This window comes from Pseudomonas sp. Marseille-Q5299, from assembly GCF_943737035.1.
Lineage (GTDB): Bacteria > Pseudomonadota > Gammaproteobacteria > Pseudomonadales > Pseudomonadaceae > Aquipseudomonas > Aquipseudomonas putida_E.
In genome coordinates, this window is record NZ_CALSFR010000001.1 from 681230 (window position 1) to 696955 (window position 15726).

The 15726-nt window shown below is 56.1% G+C and carries 17 protein-coding genes; 11 read left to right on the forward strand and 6 right to left on the reverse strand.

The genetic code is table 11. The features are described 5' to 3' along the window. Positions 1-3 precede the first annotated feature (3 nt). Positions 4-546, reverse strand: a complete 543-nt coding sequence (locus tag NGJ21_RS03070; protein ID WP_251961780.1) for a cysteine hydrolase family protein — start codon at positions 544-546, stop codon at positions 4-6. A gap of 95 nt (positions 547-641) precedes the next feature. Then, positions 642-1532, reverse strand: coding sequence for an MBL fold metallo-hydrolase (locus NGJ21_RS03075; RefSeq protein ID WP_251961781.1), 891 nt, complete (start codon positions 1530-1532; stop codon positions 642-644). A 219-nt stretch (positions 1533-1751) separates the two neighbouring features. Here NGJ21_RS03075 and NGJ21_RS03080 point away from each other — a divergent pair, with 219 nt between their 5' ends. Continuing rightward, complete coding sequence (locus NGJ21_RS03080) at positions 1752-2735, forward strand: GlxA family transcriptional regulator (RefSeq protein WP_251961782.1); 984 nt, start codon at positions 1752-1754, stop codon at positions 2733-2735. Between the two features lie 288 nt (positions 2736-3023). Here NGJ21_RS03080 and NGJ21_RS03085 read toward each other — a convergent pair whose 3' ends face one another. Genes NGJ21_RS03085 through NGJ21_RS03095 form a run of 3 tightly spaced genes read right to left on the reverse strand, consistent with a single transcriptional unit; the run spans position 3024 to position 6014 of the window. Further along, positions 3024-3662 carry an RraA family protein gene (locus NGJ21_RS03085; protein WP_251961783.1) on the reverse strand — a complete coding sequence of 213 codons (639 nt, stop codon included), beginning with the start codon at positions 3660-3662 and terminating at the stop codon, positions 3024-3026. A 26-nt stretch (positions 3663-3688) separates the two neighbouring features. Beyond that, positions 3689-4663 carry a hydroxyacid dehydrogenase gene (locus NGJ21_RS03090; protein ID WP_251961784.1) on the reverse strand — a complete coding sequence of 325 codons (975 nt, stop codon included), beginning with the start codon at positions 4661-4663 and terminating at the stop codon, positions 3689-3691. Positions 4664-4673: 10 nt separating this feature from the next. Further along, complete coding sequence (locus NGJ21_RS03095; protein WP_251961785.1) at positions 4674-6014, reverse strand: MFS transporter; 1341 nt, start codon at positions 6012-6014, stop codon at positions 4674-4676. Between the two features lie 169 nt (positions 6015-6183). On the opposite strand from NGJ21_RS03095, the gene NGJ21_RS03100 reads away from it, so the two are divergent. The 7 genes from NGJ21_RS03100 to NGJ21_RS03130 all read left to right on the forward strand — a co-directional run bounded on the left by NGJ21_RS03100 (position 6184) and on the right by NGJ21_RS03130 (position 12270). Beyond that, positions 6184-7707 carry an IclR family transcriptional regulator domain-containing protein gene (locus NGJ21_RS03100; RefSeq protein ID WP_251961786.1) on the forward strand — a complete coding sequence of 508 codons (1524 nt, stop codon included), beginning with the start codon at positions 6184-6186 and terminating at the stop codon, positions 7705-7707. A gap of 217 nt (positions 7708-7924) precedes the next feature. Continuing rightward, complete coding sequence (tnpA, locus tag NGJ21_RS03105) at positions 7925-8242, forward strand: IS66-like element accessory protein TnpA (protein ID WP_251961787.1); 318 nt, start codon at positions 7925-7927, stop codon at positions 8240-8242. Beyond that, positions 8239-8574, forward strand: a complete 336-nt coding sequence (gene tnpB, locus NGJ21_RS03110; RefSeq protein ID WP_251961788.1) for an IS66 family insertion sequence element accessory protein TnpB — start codon at positions 8239-8241, stop codon at positions 8572-8574. Before tnpA ends, tnpB begins: the two co-directional genes overlap by 4 nt. A gap of 61 nt (positions 8575-8635) precedes the next feature. After that, positions 8636-10171, forward strand: a complete 1536-nt coding sequence (tnpC, locus tag NGJ21_RS03115) for an IS66 family transposase (RefSeq protein WP_251961789.1) — start codon at positions 8636-8638, stop codon at positions 10169-10171. 170 nt (positions 10172-10341) lie between these two features. After that, positions 10342-10872 carry a DMT family transporter gene (locus NGJ21_RS03120; RefSeq protein ID WP_502943488.1) on the forward strand — a complete coding sequence of 177 codons (531 nt, stop codon included), beginning with the start codon at positions 10342-10344 and terminating at the stop codon, positions 10870-10872. Positions 10873-11060: 188 nt separating this feature from the next. Next, positions 11061-11780 carry a hypothetical protein gene (locus NGJ21_RS03125; protein WP_191948562.1) on the forward strand — a complete coding sequence of 240 codons (720 nt, stop codon included), beginning with the start codon at positions 11061-11063 and terminating at the stop codon, positions 11778-11780. 67 nt (positions 11781-11847) lie between these two features. Further along, a complete protein-coding gene (locus tag NGJ21_RS03130; RefSeq protein ID WP_251961791.1) occupies positions 11848-12270 on the forward strand; it encodes a VOC family protein in 423 nt (140 codons plus the stop codon). Positions 12271-12277: 7 nt separating this feature from the next. Here the strand turns inward: NGJ21_RS03130 and NGJ21_RS03135 are convergent, their stop codons facing one another. Next, a complete protein-coding gene (locus NGJ21_RS03135; RefSeq protein WP_150783112.1) occupies positions 12278-13183 on the reverse strand; it encodes a LysR family transcriptional regulator in 906 nt (301 codons plus the stop codon). 677 nt (positions 13184-13860) lie between these two features. On the opposite strand from NGJ21_RS03135, the gene NGJ21_RS03140 reads away from it, so the two are divergent. The 3 genes from NGJ21_RS03140 to NGJ21_RS03150 are packed head-to-tail and all read left to right on the forward strand — an operon-like array spanning position 13861 to position 15649. Further along, entirely contained in the window at positions 13861-14586 is a 726-nt protein-coding gene (locus NGJ21_RS03140; protein WP_251961792.1) for a PFL_4669 family integrating conjugative element protein, read from the forward strand. Further along, positions 14583-15128, forward strand: coding sequence for a DUF3158 family protein (locus tag NGJ21_RS03145; RefSeq protein WP_251961793.1), 546 nt, complete (start codon positions 14583-14585; stop codon positions 15126-15128). The genes NGJ21_RS03140 and NGJ21_RS03145 overlap by 4 nt, the downstream gene beginning before the upstream one ends. A gap of 14 nt (positions 15129-15142) precedes the next feature. Beyond that, complete coding sequence (locus NGJ21_RS03150; RefSeq protein ID WP_237860687.1) at positions 15143-15649, forward strand: single-stranded DNA-binding protein; 507 nt, start codon at positions 15143-15145, stop codon at positions 15647-15649. Positions 15650-15726: the final 77 nt, after the last annotated feature.

Genomic DNA, 15726 nt, shown 5'->3' on the forward strand with positions numbered 1-15726 from the left:
CGGTTAGGCCGACAGGTACTCGTCCACCGATTTGACGGTGGCGTAGCCGAACTCAAACGCTGCCATCATCGTCGCATGCACGTGAGCTGAAGGAACGTTCACGCCACCGGCTGTGAGATCCAAGGTGGCGCAGGCATCATGCAGCACGATTACGCGATAGCCCATGTCTGCCGCCGCGCGTACTGCGGCGTCGACGCACATGTGGCTCATTGCACCTATTACCACAAGTTCCTGTATATCAGCGGCTTCCAACTGCTGCTTGAGATCCGTTTCCCGGAAGGCGTTGATGTGATTTTTTACAATCACAGGCTCATTACCTACGGGTGCAACAGCGGGCTGAATTTTCGCGCCGTTCGAGCCTTTGACGAATATTTGAGCGCCGTCATCGGACTCATGCCGTATGTGAAAAACTGGGATATTTGTTTCTCGCGCGTGGCTGATTACCTTTCGGGCATTCCCAACGGCCTCTACAATATTTTTCAAAGGCAGTTTGCCGCCAGGCAAATATTCGTTCTGCAGATCAACCACTACAATGCCACGTTTCATGAGCGATCTCCGGTTGCGTTATCCAATAGGGACAGTGGGAAGGCTGAGGCCAGGATCCAGAGTTTATCTATATTCCGATCTCAAAAATGTTTAAATCAAAACTCCAGTGAAGCGCCGTCTTCTGGTATGTCTACGCGACTCTCGATACCGTGATCATGGACATAAGTGCGCAATTCCTCTCGGGTCAGAGACATATGGTTGACTGCGTCCATGTGGACGGCGACGATTTTTGCGTTTGTGGCGGCCTTTGAGGCGCGAAGTACATCGTCCTCGCCCATGATGATCGCCCCTTCGAACCCGTTCACCTTCGCTTTCCCGGCGTTGAGTACGATGATTTCAGGCCGATATTTCTCGATGGTTTGGTCGACCTCCTTACGCCAGATAGTGTCGCCAGCGAGGTAGAGCGTTTTGTAGCCTGGCGCTTGAAACACAACGCCCATGGCCTCGCCCAGTAGTTTCGCGAGTGGGGGAGCGGCATACATCTCGTCTGTGCCGTGCTGACCACCCGCCTTGGTGAGTTTGACACCGCCGAATTCAGCTTCGTCAGTCAAAACGCGTACGTTCTTGAAGCCCTGGGAGCGAATCAACTTTGCATCGTCCTCGTGCTGAGTGAATAACGGGATACCTTTCGGCAGTGCTTTCTGTGCAGCATCGTCCCAGTGGTCAAGGTGTGTATGAGTGACGATGACGGCATCAACACCCGAAATAATCTTCGCGGGCGGCTCTGTCAGGTCAACCAATGGGTTGCGCAGGTTGCTACGGTAGGTATTTTCAAAACCAGGATAGGTTCCTTTTTTTGCCAGCATTGGATCGATCAGGAAAGTCGTATCGCCGTAGGTGATTTTCACGGTAGCGTTACGTACCTGCTGCAAATCCACTTTATGGACTGCGACGGGTGCTTTAGCTGCTTCAACGCCAGCTGACGCTTGGGTGCTGGCTACAGCAGCAATAACGCTTAATGCCAAGGGAAGTGTTTTGAAATTCATAAGATTCATCCTGGTGATTCATCAAAGACAATATTCTTGCCTAACACTTTTTGGCTAGATAGTGGCCTGAATGACAATTTCCGATACAATTGGGCCAGATGACCAACGTGCGCTGCGAGATGGGTCTGGGATGCAACGCCTTCTCCAGCGCGAATTTCTGACGTGAGTGCTCGTCCTTGAATGCAAGCGTGCGATAGGCATTTAAAGTGAGGCTACGTGATGCAATCCATACGTGTTGCTGTTCTGGCTTTTGAAGGGGTAAGCCTGTTCCATCTCTCGGTGCCCGGGGTGGTACTGGGCACGGCGCAATCGGCACCTGGTGAGCCTCACTACGAGGTCAGTTGTTTCGCAGAAACGCCCGGTACGGTCAGAAGCGACCAGGGGGTAGGCTTAGCGATCACCCACGGGCTAGAGCTAATGGAGGCCTCTGACATAATTGTCATTCCAGCGTGGGGTGATCACTCGGTTATGGCATCAGCACAGCTTGTAAGCGCCCTCCAGTGCGCTAATGCTCAAGGTAAGCTCATCGTGGGATTATGCTTGGGAGCATTCGTACTTGGCGATGCCGGACTACTTGATGAAAAAGAAGCAACCACTCACTGGGCAGCGCGAGACGAGTTCGCACGGCGCTTTCCCAAGGTTCGATTCAACCCCGAAGTCCTTTATGTCAGTGATGGCAATATCGTCACCTCTGCTGGAACCGTAGCGGCAATCGATTGTTGCCTTCATCTGGTACGCCAGCGACTCGGTGCTGACTTAGCCAATCGCACTGCAAAGATGCTGGTGACACCACCACATAGGCACGGTGGCCAAGCCCAGTATGTTGAGCATGCTGTGCCGCAGCTTTCCAGTGAGACTCACTTGGCTGGGGTACTGGCATGGGCGCGCATGAACCTTTCCAGTGATCTCTCGCTCGATGTCCTGGCGGACAAGGCGAAAATGAGCAGGCGCACGTTCACCCGGCGATTCAAGGAAGCTACTGGCAGTACCGTTTCAAAATGGGTGAGTGCAGAACGCGTTGTTCGAGCTCAAGCACTTTTAGAAACAACTGATCTGCCTATCGAATGCATTGCGGGCGAGGCAGGCTTCGGAACGCCTTTATCGATGAGGCAGCAATTTGGTCTCCACCTCGGTACGTCGCCATCTGAATACAGGCGAACGTTTTCTCGCGATTGGAACCCAAACCGGAAGGCGAAAGGCTGAGGCCTCCACGCCTCTGGGCAGATCCCTAGTGATCTCTGCTGAACCCTTCAGCGCTCAGGAGCCATCCACCCCTTGACGCAAGGGTCGTCGAGCCTATCTTCAGGCCTGGATCGCCAAGGGCTGATCCTTGTAGAAAGTGATCTCTAGCCAAGCGCTAAATATCACAGGATGGCAACTTTTTGTCGTTAAAGCTTATCCAGTCAGCAGAGGCCGAGGGTGTAGATAGCGGCCCCTCGGTGCGGAAATGCCGAGGCGTGGGAGGCCGCTATCTCCGAAGGCAATGTGCGTTTAGGGCACGCTTGCCCGTACTTTCTCGCGGAAGCTGTTTTCGTAACCGTCCTGGAGCTTCACCTTCTCGGCCAGGCTTGGCAGCAGGCTGCGAGCAATCACGATAATGCCGTCGCGGTCGCCGATGATGGCATCACCTGGGTAGCAAACGACGTTGCCGCAGGCGACTGGGACGCCGACCTGGCCTGGGCCCCACTTCGAGGGGCCGGCTGGGTTCACTGCACGTGCATAGATAGGCAACCCCATGCTGTCGAGCTCTTCAATGTCACGTACCGCACCATCAATGACGACTGCTGAAACTCTCTTTGCCAGGCAGATTTCGCCGAGCAGATCACCGAACACAGAGCGGCTGACTTCACTGTTTCCGTTGATGACCAGCACATCCCCCGGCTGCGCCTCGTCCAACGCGCGGTGGATAGCGAGGTTGTCGCCCTCGCGAGTGTTCAGCGGCAAGATCGTGCCGAAGAATGTGGCCTTGCCTGCGGTGTGGCGAATGGCCGAAGCCATCATGCCCATGCGCTGCAATACGTCGCCGATAAGTGCCACTGGGTAGTGCGAGATTTCTTCGATCAACGACAGGTCGGCTCGCTCCCAGTTGGCGTTGACACTGATCGACTCATCGGACACGTTGATGAACATTGGAACCTCCATTCTCGGGAAAAGGCTTAGCTGAACGACTTCGGCACAGGCTGGTTGACCGGGTGGGCAGGTGCTTCGCCCTTCAGCACCGTGGCGATGGCCTCTAAAGCACTCATGCCTACGCGCATCAGCGACTCATCGGTCTGGCCGGCGACGTGGGCAGTGACGATCAGGTTGGGCGTGTTCGCGATGTCTGGCGTGGCATGGTCGAACGGCTTGATCATGTCGATGTTCTCGGCGGCGAGTACGTCAGCGCCTGCACCGGCAAGCTTTCCGCTCTTGAGTGCATTGACCAGTGCTTGCTCATCCACAACACCACCACGGCTGGTGTTGATCAGCATTGCGCCGTCCTTCATCTTGGCGAACTCAGGTGCGCCGATCAGGTTGCGAGTGGTTTCCAGCAGAGGGACATGCAGGCTCACCACATCAGCTGTGGACAGGAGGGTGTCAAACTCTACCCAGCGGCTGTCCGAGCTCGGGTCGATGGCCGGGTCGGTAAAGATCACTTTCATGCCGAAGGCTTCAGCAACAGGTGCAACGCTGGAGCCAATGTTGCCGAACCCCACCAAGCCCAAAGTACGTCCTTCGAGCTCGATGCCGGTCAGCGCGAGGCGATCTTCTGCCCAGACCCGGTTGCGGGTTTGTTCGGATGCCAGCGGCAGCTTGCGGCACAGCGACAAGAGCAAGGCGAAGACATGCTCAATCACGCTGCGCTGGTTTGCACCTGGAGTGTTCGTGACCCAGACGCCGTAGTCGGCTGCTGCCTTGTAGTCGACGTTGTCATAGCCGGCGCCATGGCGAGCAACAATCCGCAGCTTGGGCGAGGCAGCGATCATTTCAGCGCTGATGTGGCCACCACGCAAGAACACGGCATCCACCTGATTACGGATTTCTTCATAGCCAACGGCATTAGGGCCGTAGCCGAGACGCACCTCGCCGAGATCCGCGAGACGGGACAGGATAGTTTCGTGGATGGGGCTGGTGACGTAGATGAGAGACATATTGTTGTACTCAGGCGAATTGATGTTTTTTGTCGTCGGCGGCCGCTTGGTTGCGGACAGTCCACAACACGATCAGGCCGAGAACACCGGCACCGCTCAGGATGAAAGCGGGAGCCGTTTCGTTACCGGTGGCGCCGATCAGCCAGGTCGCCATGAAAGGCCCAATACCGCCGCCAATTACGGCACCGACGCTGTGGCCAAACGCGACGCCGGTGTGGCGAACGTGGGTAGGGAAGAACTCAGGCATGACCGAGTAGGTGCCGGCCAGGCACAGCGCGTAAGGGATCATTCCCAGGGCCAGCCCGGCCATGGCCATGCTGACCTGACCTTGCTGCATCAGCAGGAACGATGGGACGGAGAGAACGGCGTAGCCGAGATAGGCCAAGCGAAGCACAGCTTTACTGCCAATGATCGAGCCGAGGTGACCTGCCAACGGAATCATCAGGGCTGCAAAGCTGACTGCGACCAAAACGATGGTGGAAGCCTGTCCCTTCGAGTAGCCGAGGATCGAACTGAAGTACGCTGCGATGAAGACGGTGCCGATGTAGGTGCCGATGTTCTGCACCAAGGAGATCATCATGACTTTGGTGAGCGGGCGCATATAGTCGCGGACGAGCTCAGCGAAAGGTGCGCTGTGTTCTTTGTTATCTTCGGATTTTTTTGATTCGAATTCCGGGCTGTCTTCGATCCCCAGGCGCATCCACAGGCCGATGATGCCCAGCGGCAGAGCCAGCAGGAACGGAATACGCCAACCCCAATCCGCCATCTGCGGGTCGGTCAGCCACGCGGCTGCAAGGCCGGCGATGGCTGCGGCGAGCCCTTTACCGAACTGGGCAATCGAAGGCAGGAAAGAGATGTACAGCGAGCGACGATTGGCTGGAGCCCACTCACGGATGTAGCTGGCCGCGCCGCCAATCTCGCCACCGGCAGAAAAGCCCTGCAGCATGCGTAGTGCGACGAGAAGGATCGGTGCCCAGACGCCAATTTGCGCGTAGCCAGGCAACAGGCCGATGAGTGTCGCAGCAATCCCCATCAGGGTGATGCTCGCGATCAGGCTTGCGCGGCGTCCTACCTTGTCTCCGAGCCAGCCGAACGCAATTGCGCCAATCGGGCGGACAAGGAATGCCGAGCCGAAGACCAGAAATGTGTTGAGCAGGCCTGTTGTCGGGTCGTCCGACGGGAAGAAGACCAGGGCAAGGGTGGCTGCAAGGTATCCGTAGATACTGAAGTCGTAATATTCAACGAACGTACCAAAGACGGCTGCCGCAGTAGCCTTCTTGGCTTTCGTTTTGCGTTCGGTTCCAGGCTCAGGCATGGCGACGGACTCCGTCAGCGTATTGTTGTTATTCATAGGTCACTCCACTTTGTGATCACGTCAACCATATAAAAAATGGGACAGCGTCCTGTTTTGTTTTTTAAAGAATCCTCGCGCTCAGCGGTGTTGTCAACAGGCGGTGATTGCCCTGCAGCTGGAAACCGGCACAAAATAGGGCCTTCTCGATGCTCAACAAGCCGATTAAATGCCTAACGCGTCCTCTGAAATTGCGGCTTCCAAAGCCCCCGCAGCCACGTCCAGCCACGGTCGATTGATTGAGGTGTTGGATGCTTTGGTCAGACGAGCGGATGGCGAAGCGTGGGGTGTCAGAGAGCTGGCTAACGACTTGGGGGAAAGTCGGAGCACCATCAATCGCATCTTGGTGGCCTTGGTTGACCGAAATTTTGCGGTTGAGGACGGGGTTGGAAAGTATCGGGTTGGCCCACGCTTCAAGGTGCTGATGCACGCCTTGAATCATCGCAGTGCTCTGTTGGATACGGCTCGGCATCTCCTCGATGGTCTGGCGGAGGATGCCAAACAGGCAGTCTTGTTGTCGGTGTACGCGCCGCATTTGAACGGCTACTACGTCCTGCACTGTGGCGAAGCTCCAGCCACCTTGTTCTTCAGGCCCAAGAGCGGAAATCCCTTCCCCTTGGGGTTCGGAGATATCGGTAGGGCTTTCAATGAGTACCTTCGAAAGCATTCCTTGCTGGATGAAATCTCACCTGACCAAACATCGATTGAAGCGCCGCAGGGCATCTCCGAGTCCGAGTTTCCTCCAGCTGTTTCGATGGTGGTGAGACAGTTGGCACCGGGGTTACTGATTTTGGTGTCGCTTCACGATCTTGGGGGTATTGACACCAAGGTTCGGGACTCTGCCCGGGCGACCCTCAATGAGATAGCCGACCGGCTATCACAGACAGTTGGGGTGTCGGACAGCATCGGTTGTGAAGTCGTCAGCGATGGCGACAGTTCTATCGTCGCCAGGCTAGAGGGGCTGCTGCAGGTGGTCTGTGCTGAGCCCAATGGCTATAGGTGCAAATTGGGCATGGCCGCTCTGTTGCAATGCAATGCGGCAACTGCCAAGAAAATCATTGGTTCTGCGACTTTGGAACAGGTGATACACATTGATGGACAGGTGATCTATCCAGGTGCCCGTCTCTATCAGTGGGCTGCATTGCTGAGTAATGAAACCTACTCCCCGGTGAAACTCTGTAAGGCTATCGTGGACTCTCTCGTGAAGGAAACGGGGGAGACAATCGCGTACCTCTCATTTGACGGGACTACTTCCAAAGCCCAGTTCCTAGAGGTCATTCAAGGTTGGCGGCCTATCCAGTACAAGCTGGAAATTGGAGTGGATGTTCCTCTGTATGCGGGGGGCGCCGGCAAGGCCGTGCTAGCCCATTTGCCAGCAGATTTTGCTGATAGGTTGAAGCTGGAGAAGCTCACTGAGGCAACAATCACTTCGCACTCCAAGCTGCGGGCTGATCTTAAGTCGATCAGGGAGCGAGGATGGTCAATGGGTGACGGCGAGCGGGTGATAGGCGCCTTTGGTATCGGCGTTCCATTTTTCATCGATGGGCAGGTCGCGGGATCTATCTCTGCGACGATACCGCAGTATCGCAAGGAAGATTGTGACGTACCGTCCCTGATTGAGAACATGAAGCAGGCCTCAAGACGCATCGGCCATCTGCTTTCTCTGGGCAGAATGGGTCGCGTTGTCCCCTAACCCTCAAAGGGAGATGCCGTTAACGGCGGCCCAAGCGCTCATCCTACTGCTTTCCAGATGAACTAGGTTAATGGTGACCTTGGGTCAATAGCTGCATGTTACCAACGGCGGCTATGGGTAAGCGTCCGGCAAAGTCACCTTCTCGATCCCGGCCATAAGGGCGATGGTGTCCACCTAAAAATACGTGGACACCATTGCCCTTATCGTCAGGATTGCCATGCGCCAAAGAACTTCTTATCCCAAACCATTTAAAGCCCAAGTCGTCCAAGAATGCCTGCAATCAGGCGTGTCCATTGCCAGCGTCGCGTTGCGTCATGGCATCAATGCCAATCTGGTTCGAAAATGGATACCCGCTTATGGAGATCGTCAGGCGCCGACGTTGCCTGCGTTTGTTCCACTGGAGCCCCCGACTTGGTGTGCTCAGCTGATGGCAATAAGTATCGAAATCCCTTTCGGGCAGAAAAAACTAACTGTGCACTGGCCTTCCTCAGACCCTGTCGGATGCGCCCGTTTGATCCGTGAGCTTGCCCAGTGATCCGCATTGACGCCATCTGGCTCGCCACCGAACCGATGGATATGCGCGCAGGTACCGAGACGGCTTTGGCTAGAGTGATCGCGGTATTCGGTGCGGCGAAGCCGCACTGTGCTTATCTCTTTGCCAATCGCCGCGCCAACCGGATGAAGGTTCTAGTACACGATGGCGTTGGTATCTGGCTGGCAGCGCGACGCCTTAACCAAGGCAAGTTTCACTGGCCCGGCATTCACCGTGGATTGGAAGTTGAAATTGATAACGAGCAACTTCAGGCCTTGGTGCTGGGGTTACCTTGGCAGCGGGTCGGTTTGGGCGGCTCGATCACAGTGCTTTAGCATCGGCTATTAGCCTATCGGTTTATCGCCGCTGACGGCCTGCTCTGGAACAATCAGCGGCATGACTTCCTTGCCCAATCTCGACCAAATCCCACCAGAACGGCTGCGCGCCTTGGCTGAGCAGGCCATGGAGCTGCTGTCCCAGGTCGATTCCATGGGTCAGAAAATCCATCGCTTGGAAACAGTCAACGAGCAACTCGCTCATGAGATCGCCATCCTCAAGCGACACAAGTTTGCCAAGCGCAGCGAACAGCTAAATCCTGATCAAGGCAGCTTGCTCGACGACCTACTCGACACCGACATCGCAGCCATCGAAGCCGAGCTGAAGGCGGTCAATCCGCCACCTGAACCTGCCGAGCCACGCCAGAAACCGAAACGTGCGCCGCTGCCACCTCAGTTCCCTCGCACCGTGATCCGTCACGAGCCAGAAAATACCCAGTGCGCCTGCGGCTGCCAGCTTCAACGCATCGGCGAAGACGTCAGCGAGAAACTTGATTACACACCCGGTGTGTTTACGGTTGAACAGCATGTGCGTGGGAAATGGGCCTGCCGCCAGTGCGAAACGCTGATCCAGGCGGCAGTACCGGCCCAAGTAATCGATAAGGGCATCCCGACCGCAGGCCTGCTAGCGCATGTAATGGTGGCAAAGTTTGCCGACCACTTGCCGCTGTACCGGCAGGAGAAAATCTTTGGCCGAGCAGGGCTGATGATCGCCCGCTCGACATTGGCACAGTGGGTTGGTCAAACCGGCGTACATCTTCAGCCCCTAGTCGATACCCTGCGCGAAGCGGTGCTGGCCGAGGGCGTAGTTCACGCCGATGAGACACCGGTTCAAATGCTTGCGCCAGGCAAAAAGAAAACTCACCGAGCGTATGTTTGGGCCTACAGCACCACACCGTTCTCGGCACTCAAAGCCGTTGTTTACGACTTCAGCCCAAGTCGGGCGGGCGAGCATGCGCGCAACTTCCTCGGCGCTTGGAGCGGCAAGTTGGTGTGCGACGACTTTGCGGGTTACAAGGCGGGTTTCGAGAGAGGCATGACCGAAATCGGTTACATGGCTCATGCCCGCCGTAAGTTTTTTGATCTCCACATAGCGAATAAAAGCCAGTTAGCCGAACAGGCTCTGCACTCGATTGGCGGCTTGTATGAAGTTGAACGCCAAGCGCGGGACATGAGCGTTGAGGATCGCTGGCGGATACGGCAAGAAAAAGCGGCGCCGCTGGCGAAAATACTGCATGGCTGGATGTTGGCCCAGCGAGATCGGGTACCTCAAGGATCGGCAACTGCCAAAGCCCTGGATTACAGCCTTAAACGCTGGGTAGCGTTGACGCGCTACCTCGGCGATGGGGCTGTGCCCATCGACAACAATCAAGTTGAGAACCAAATCCGACCATGGGCACTTGGGCGCTCGAACTGGTTGTTTGCTGGCTCACTACGCAGCGGCAAACGGGCGGCGGCGATCATGAGTTTGATCCAGTCCGCTCGCATGAACGGGCATGATCCGTACGCTTATCTGAAGGACGTTTTGATTCGACTGCCCACCCAGAGGGCCAGTGGCATCAGGATGCTGCTACCGCATAACTGGTTGCCTACCTAACGCGCAGCTTTGCTGCATCCACTCACCGACAAGAGTCTGGTATCAGACTTTCAATCAAAGGGGCTGTTATTCGCCTGACGAATTCAGCATGTGCACATATGTGATTTCAATTCATATACCGGATGCTTCAATATTTCCCCATCGACACCGAAACACCAGAGGTTACGGTCATGTTTGGGAAAATATCGATTCTCGCAAGTGTTCCAATGGGACTGGCTCTTTTAGCCGGTGCCTTGATTCCTCTTCAAGCTTCCAGCAATGGCGCCCTTGGCCGTGAGCTTGGACATCCACTGTGGGCTGCTCTCACCTCATTGATCGTTAGCTCTGCTGTATTGATCGCAACCATCGTCGTCCTTCGTCTACCGCAGCCCAACATTGCGGGGGCCTTACAGGGGCCATGGTGGCTTTGGATCGGCGGGGTCAGTGGTGCCATTTATGTGGCGATGGCCACCTTCCTGCCGCCAAAACTTGGGGCTTCGAACTACATCCTGTTCGTGATGGTGGGTCAGGTCATAGCCGCAATGCTTATCGACCACTTTGGCCTCTTGGGCCTAACTGCGAAGCCAATCAATTTGGTTCGGATTGCAGGGGTGCTGATCATCCTCTTCGGGCTAATAGTGGTTCAAGCCGGCTCAAACAAAGCTCCTGCTAGCTCCGACAACGTGGTTCAAGCCGCCACCGCGAACGTGAGCCTGAAGTAAACCAAATCCTCCCTTTTGGTTGTTTTTTGCTCCCAAGTGCCAGCCCTTTTTATTCCGGTCGACGCACTTAGTCGTACCAGCGCATGCGGCTTGCGTGCGAAAAGCCGAGAAGTTGTTCTCGTGTGGCAAGAGGTGCATATGAGCGGTCGTTCAGCACTCTATTTTCGTTAACTGATTGAGGTGAATTTATGAATATCGTTAAACTGCAATTCAGTGATGGCCGTCCGAACGCTGTTGGCCTTGAAGACGTGAACGCCGTACTGCGAAGCGTAGGTGTTCGTGCAAGCACCGTGAGCATTCCGGACGCAGCCAAACCCATTCTGAAAGCATCGCAATCTCGCACTGTCACCGAGGCCGAGCAAGAAGAACTGATCAAGCTCTTCAGCCTGAACCGGGCAGAGTTGCTTGAGCAGATCGAACTGGCTGGCCGTGTGCCCGAGACGCCACGTGGCGGCCTTCTTTCAACCCGTCAGCCTGGAGTTTCCCCCTATCCCAAGGTCTACGACATGCTGGCGATTCCGGACGATTACCGCGCAACCGTTCTGGAAACCTTTGGCCGCTTCCACGTCAACATGGCGCGCAACGGAGTAGGCATCGATGAAGTGATGACCGTCGTATCGGGTGGCCCCTTCACCTGGATGTTTGTTCTCCCAGACGCTGTGGTGGTACGACTCACTGTTGGCCCAGCTACTGAAGAAACCGCGATCCGCTTGAGCTACCCAGGCATGGGTATCCACGCTGGGTACATGGATGCCAAACAGGGATTGGTCGTGGCGTATGCCCATGGCCCTGAAGAGTTCGACATACACTACGACGAGCCGACTGCGCCGAATCCGCAACTGTTGAATACCAACCCTTGGGTGGACTTCTCCGGCGACATGCCGACCTTGTTTGACAAAATCAACTAAGTCGTCCTCAGCGACCCTTCGCGCTTTTCGGTGCGAAGGGTCGTTCTCTGCCTCAGAAGACAACCGAATGTCTATTTTCAAAGTTCAGCACATCGATCACGTTGTCCTGCGCGTTAAGGACATGGAAAGAAGTCTGGAGTTTTACATTGAGGTTCTCGGGTGCTTGGTCAAGAAACGCAACGATCAATACGCGATGATCCAACTTGCAGCAGGAAGCTCAATGATAGATCTGGTAGATATCGATGGCCCTCTAGGTGCCATGGGCGGCGGGGCACCAGGGAAAGAGCGACGCAATGTCGATCACTTTTGCCTTCGTGTCGAACCGTTCGATGAGACGGCGATCCTCGCCCACCTTCAAAACCATGGCATCGCCGCTGACAAGGCAGTGACCCGGTATGGAGCAGAAGGCGTTGGCCCATCGATTTACTGCTTCGATCCAGACGGTAATCAAGTCGAACTGAAAGGCCCAGCGCAAGCGGAAACCCTGTGACTCAAAATCACGTGTCCTTGCTGCAATCCAAGATCGCTTGGCGGATCCACCTATTGGCAGGATCCGCGTCTTTACGGGTATGCCAAGCTTGCTGATACGATAGAACGGGTAGATCCAGGGGGGCATCGAATGTTCGAAGTGTCGGATAATTGTCCAGCCCACTAGCCGCCCAGCTGGCAACGGTGAGAATAAGATCCGTACCGGCAATCAGCTCGATTGCCGCACTCCAATGAGGTAACGCCACAGCGATTCTTCGGCGCAGTCCCATGCTTGCCAGCACTCTTTCAATCTCGTCATTGGCGTCGGGCCGCAACGCGAGCATCACATGTGGACGTTCCAGCCATTCTTCCAACGTCAGGCGGCCACACTCCGGCAGGGCCTTTTCGTCGGCAAGGCTAACGAAGTGCTCTGGGAATAGTCCCTGTACATGGATGCCCTCTGGATATTCCGGAAAAATGCCCAGCGCTACATCCAGTTCACCGTCCGCAAGCTGGGCCATCATGCTTTCACGGCTCGCTTGACTCACAGCAAGATCCACTCCGGGTGCGACGCTGCGAACGTGACGCACCAGTCTTGGCAGTATTCGGCGAGTAGCATAGTCCGACAGTGATAACCGGAAACGTGCTTGAGATTTACCGGGATCGAAGTCAGAAGCCCCTAATAAGTCGTTGAGGTGTCTGAGTGCCTGCTCAAGCGGTGCAAGCAAGCCTTGCGCTCTGGCGGTGAGCACCATTTTCCCGTCGCGGCGGATAAGCAACTGATCGTCAAAATGCGCTCGAAGCTGAGCGAGGGCATGACTGACCGCTGGCTGACTTTTATGAAGACGAACCGATGCTCGGGTTACGTGCCGCTCCAAAAGCAATGCGTGGAGGGTCAGCAATAGATTCAGGTCGATTCTTCGTAGCTCTTCCAGCATTGGCTCGGATCTGCATGGTTTGTCAGGAGAGCGTATCAAACCGTCTTGGTTGGTGACAGCTCAGCTCAACCGACACTTTGGGGAACGTGACAATTGCCAATTGGGGATGACTGATATTTCTGAACCTGATAACGATTCGGCGAAAAGGTGGTAGGTGCCTTCGCCGGACCGTTACGGCTATGGGTCGAATCCTGCCGGTCAAGACGTACCGTGCACAGGCACATTCGATGCAAATGGCGCAAACGCTTGGTCAAGTCAGGTGCAATTTCTCATCATCGGCCCGGACAAACTTCTCCACTGTTGCCACTGGCAACACGTCCAAGCAGTCCCAACGCTCTAGCAAAGAGGTGGTCACCACTGAGTGCCATTTAAAGTGTTGCCAGCGGCAACACTTTGCCCCCGTTCACTAGGTAGCCTTCATCGGCACCGACGGTTTACCCATGTTGCCACTGGCAACACTGCGCACAGCCAACCAACACACGGTGTTAACCGGGGAGTTGGTGACCGCCTGTTGCCACTGGCAACACTTCACAGTGGTACAGGCCACATCACCAAGGCACCGCTTAACCAATGACAAATCAAGCACCCCGGGTTCTTCATTTATTACTGCGCCACAAATGGCCCGACAGCAGCATGGACATCGTTCACCCACCTTATATAAGGAAACCATGTCCATGGCTGACAATTATCAGCTCAACATCGGCTCCCTCAGGAGCCAGGTCCAGCTGACTCTCCATACTCACCATGCCGCCCGGATCTGGCTGGGTCGCCAGAAGACCGACGACAAACACAGCATTCTTGGGCTGGCTGGCTTCTGCCTCAAGATCAACCAGATCGACCGTGGAGCGGCCCAGGACGACCCGTACTCCGACTGGTGGATGATCAGGATCGAGGAGAAAATCCAGGAGGTAGATGATGCCCTCAAGGCCATCGACAACCGCCTGGATGGAGTGATGGCCCAACTCCCCAAAGCACTCGAAATCGGCGAGAACCTCTCCATCCAGCCACTGAAGCTGCCGCTCTTCATCTCCAACCCGCTGGGCTTCAAGGGCGTCCATCTGCTGACTCAGTACGACGAAGTCGTCCGCCGCATCCTGCTGGCTCAGCACGTCGCCATGATTGGTCGCCGCGATGGCGAGATCTGGATCGATGAAGGCGCTCACCTGCTGCGCAGTCTTTTTGGGCTGGCCCAGCTCCATCGCTTCTCCGGCGCATCGCGTGACGACTTCGCCGCCAACAATGCCCGGGCGGAAAACGCGCGCGAAATGTACAAGCGCTACGGCGATATTCCCCAGGACATCCTGGAAGGCACTCGCCGCTCGAACTTCGCCCCGCCCATCCGCCGTGGCTCCGCAGGCCCGGTCGAGGATGTGGATGACGATTTCGAAGGCGAGGCATGACGCTCATGCGATCGGACACCCGATCAACGGAGGCACTGCAACAGGGTGCCTTCAAACCGCTGCAACAGGGTGCCTATCAGCGGCTGCAACAGAGTGCCTCACTAAAAGGCCTTTTAAAGCCCTTTAAAGGTAAGGGGGAGCTGGTCCAGTTGGCGGAGCATTGCGCATCGCTGGAGGCGGGGCTGCGCACCCTTACCCAGGAAGTGCTGGCCCAGGTTCGCCAACATCCATTCGCTCTGCTGCCCGTCAGGCTCATCGAGCAAAACACAGCAGCTGGCACAACCTTTCTTCGCTGGCAAAGCGTGCAAGAGCGGCGCATGGGTGTCGGCGTATGGGCTCAGATGGTCCACGCCCCCAAAACACCAATCCACTTGCTGCAGGACCTGTTTGCCCTGGAGCAACACCGAATCACCCTGAACATGCAGATCAGCCTCATCCACTCCATCGGCAAACAGGCCGCCGAGTGCGCAGCAAAGATGGGGCAGGCCGAGGCCGAATATCAGGCTCGACTGCAGCAGGTCATGAACCCACCTCAACTCTGAACGGGAGATACACCATGGGTACACCAGTAGTTTGGGAAGGCAACGTTGGTAACGCCGCTGAGCACCGGTCGTTTGCCAACGGCAACAAAGATCCGCGGCACATGCTGCGACTCAATGTGATGTTCGACAACTCGATCCCTGACGGCCAGGGTGGCTACAAGGATCGGGGTGGCTTCTGGGCCAACGTCGAATGGTGGCATCAGGATGCCGAGCGGTTTGCGGCTCTGTTCCAGAAGGGCATGCGTGTGGTGGTGATTGGTCGTGCGATCATGGATAGCTGGACGGATAAACAGAGCGGCGAGGAGGTGTCTGCGCTCAAGGTCGAGGCCAGCCGGATCTCGATTCTTCCACACCGAGTCGAACACGTATCTCTGTCTGGCGGCGGTCAGCGTCCAACCAATCAACCGCAGGGTCAGCCACGCGGTCAAGCCGTCGGCGGCCAGGCTCAAAACGTTCCTCAGCCGACCCCCGAAGACATGCGCCACTACAGCGATGGCTTTGACGATGACATTCCCCTGTAGCCCCCCTTAAGTTGGCGCGCCACATCGCGAAGCTCCTGGTGACAAGGACGTCACTTCGAGTTTCCCCTCCCTTCGAT

Coding starts and splice junctions, on each gene's coding strand:
- NGJ21_RS03070 (WP_251961780.1), bottom strand. CDS start 546: ATGAAACGTGGCATTGTAGTGGTTGATCTGCAGAACGAATATTTGCCT.
- NGJ21_RS03075 (WP_251961781.1), bottom strand. CDS start 1,532: ATGAATTTCAAAACACTTCCCTTGGCATTAAGCGTTATTGCTGCTGTA.
- NGJ21_RS03080 (WP_251961782.1), top strand. CDS start 1,752: ATGCAATCCATACGTGTTGCTGTTCTGGCTTTTGAAGGGGTAAGCCTG.
- NGJ21_RS03085 (WP_251961783.1), bottom strand. CDS start 3,662: ATGTTCATCAACGTGTCCGATGAGTCGATCAGTGTCAACGCCAACTGG.
- NGJ21_RS03090 (WP_251961784.1), bottom strand. CDS start 4,663: ATGTCTCTCATCTACGTCACCAGCCCCATCCACGAAACTATCCTGTCC.
- NGJ21_RS03095 (WP_251961785.1), bottom strand. CDS start 6,014: ATGAATAACAACAATACGCTGACGGAGTCCGTCGCCATGCCTGAGCCT.
- NGJ21_RS03100 (WP_251961786.1), top strand. CDS start 6,184: ATGCCTAACGCGTCCTCTGAAATTGCGGCTTCCAAAGCCCCCGCAGCC.
- tnpA (WP_251961787.1), top strand. CDS start 7,925: ATGCGCCAAAGAACTTCTTATCCCAAACCATTTAAAGCCCAAGTCGTC.
- tnpC (WP_251961789.1), top strand. CDS start 8,636: ATGACTTCCTTGCCCAATCTCGACCAAATCCCACCAGAACGGCTGCGC.
- NGJ21_RS03120 (WP_502943488.1), top strand. CDS start 10,342: ATGTTTGGGAAAATATCGATTCTCGCAAGTGTTCCAATGGGACTGGCT.
- NGJ21_RS03125 (WP_191948562.1), top strand. CDS start 11,061: ATGAATATCGTTAAACTGCAATTCAGTGATGGCCGTCCGAACGCTGTT.
- NGJ21_RS03130 (WP_251961791.1), top strand. CDS start 11,848: ATGTCTATTTTCAAAGTTCAGCACATCGATCACGTTGTCCTGCGCGTT.
- NGJ21_RS03140 (WP_251961792.1), top strand. CDS start 13,861: ATGGCTGACAATTATCAGCTCAACATCGGCTCCCTCAGGAGCCAGGTC.
- NGJ21_RS03145 (WP_251961793.1), top strand. CDS start 14,583: ATGACGCTCATGCGATCGGACACCCGATCAACGGAGGCACTGCAACAG.
- NGJ21_RS03150 (WP_237860687.1), top strand. CDS start 15,143: ATGGGTACACCAGTAGTTTGGGAAGGCAACGTTGGTAACGCCGCTGAG.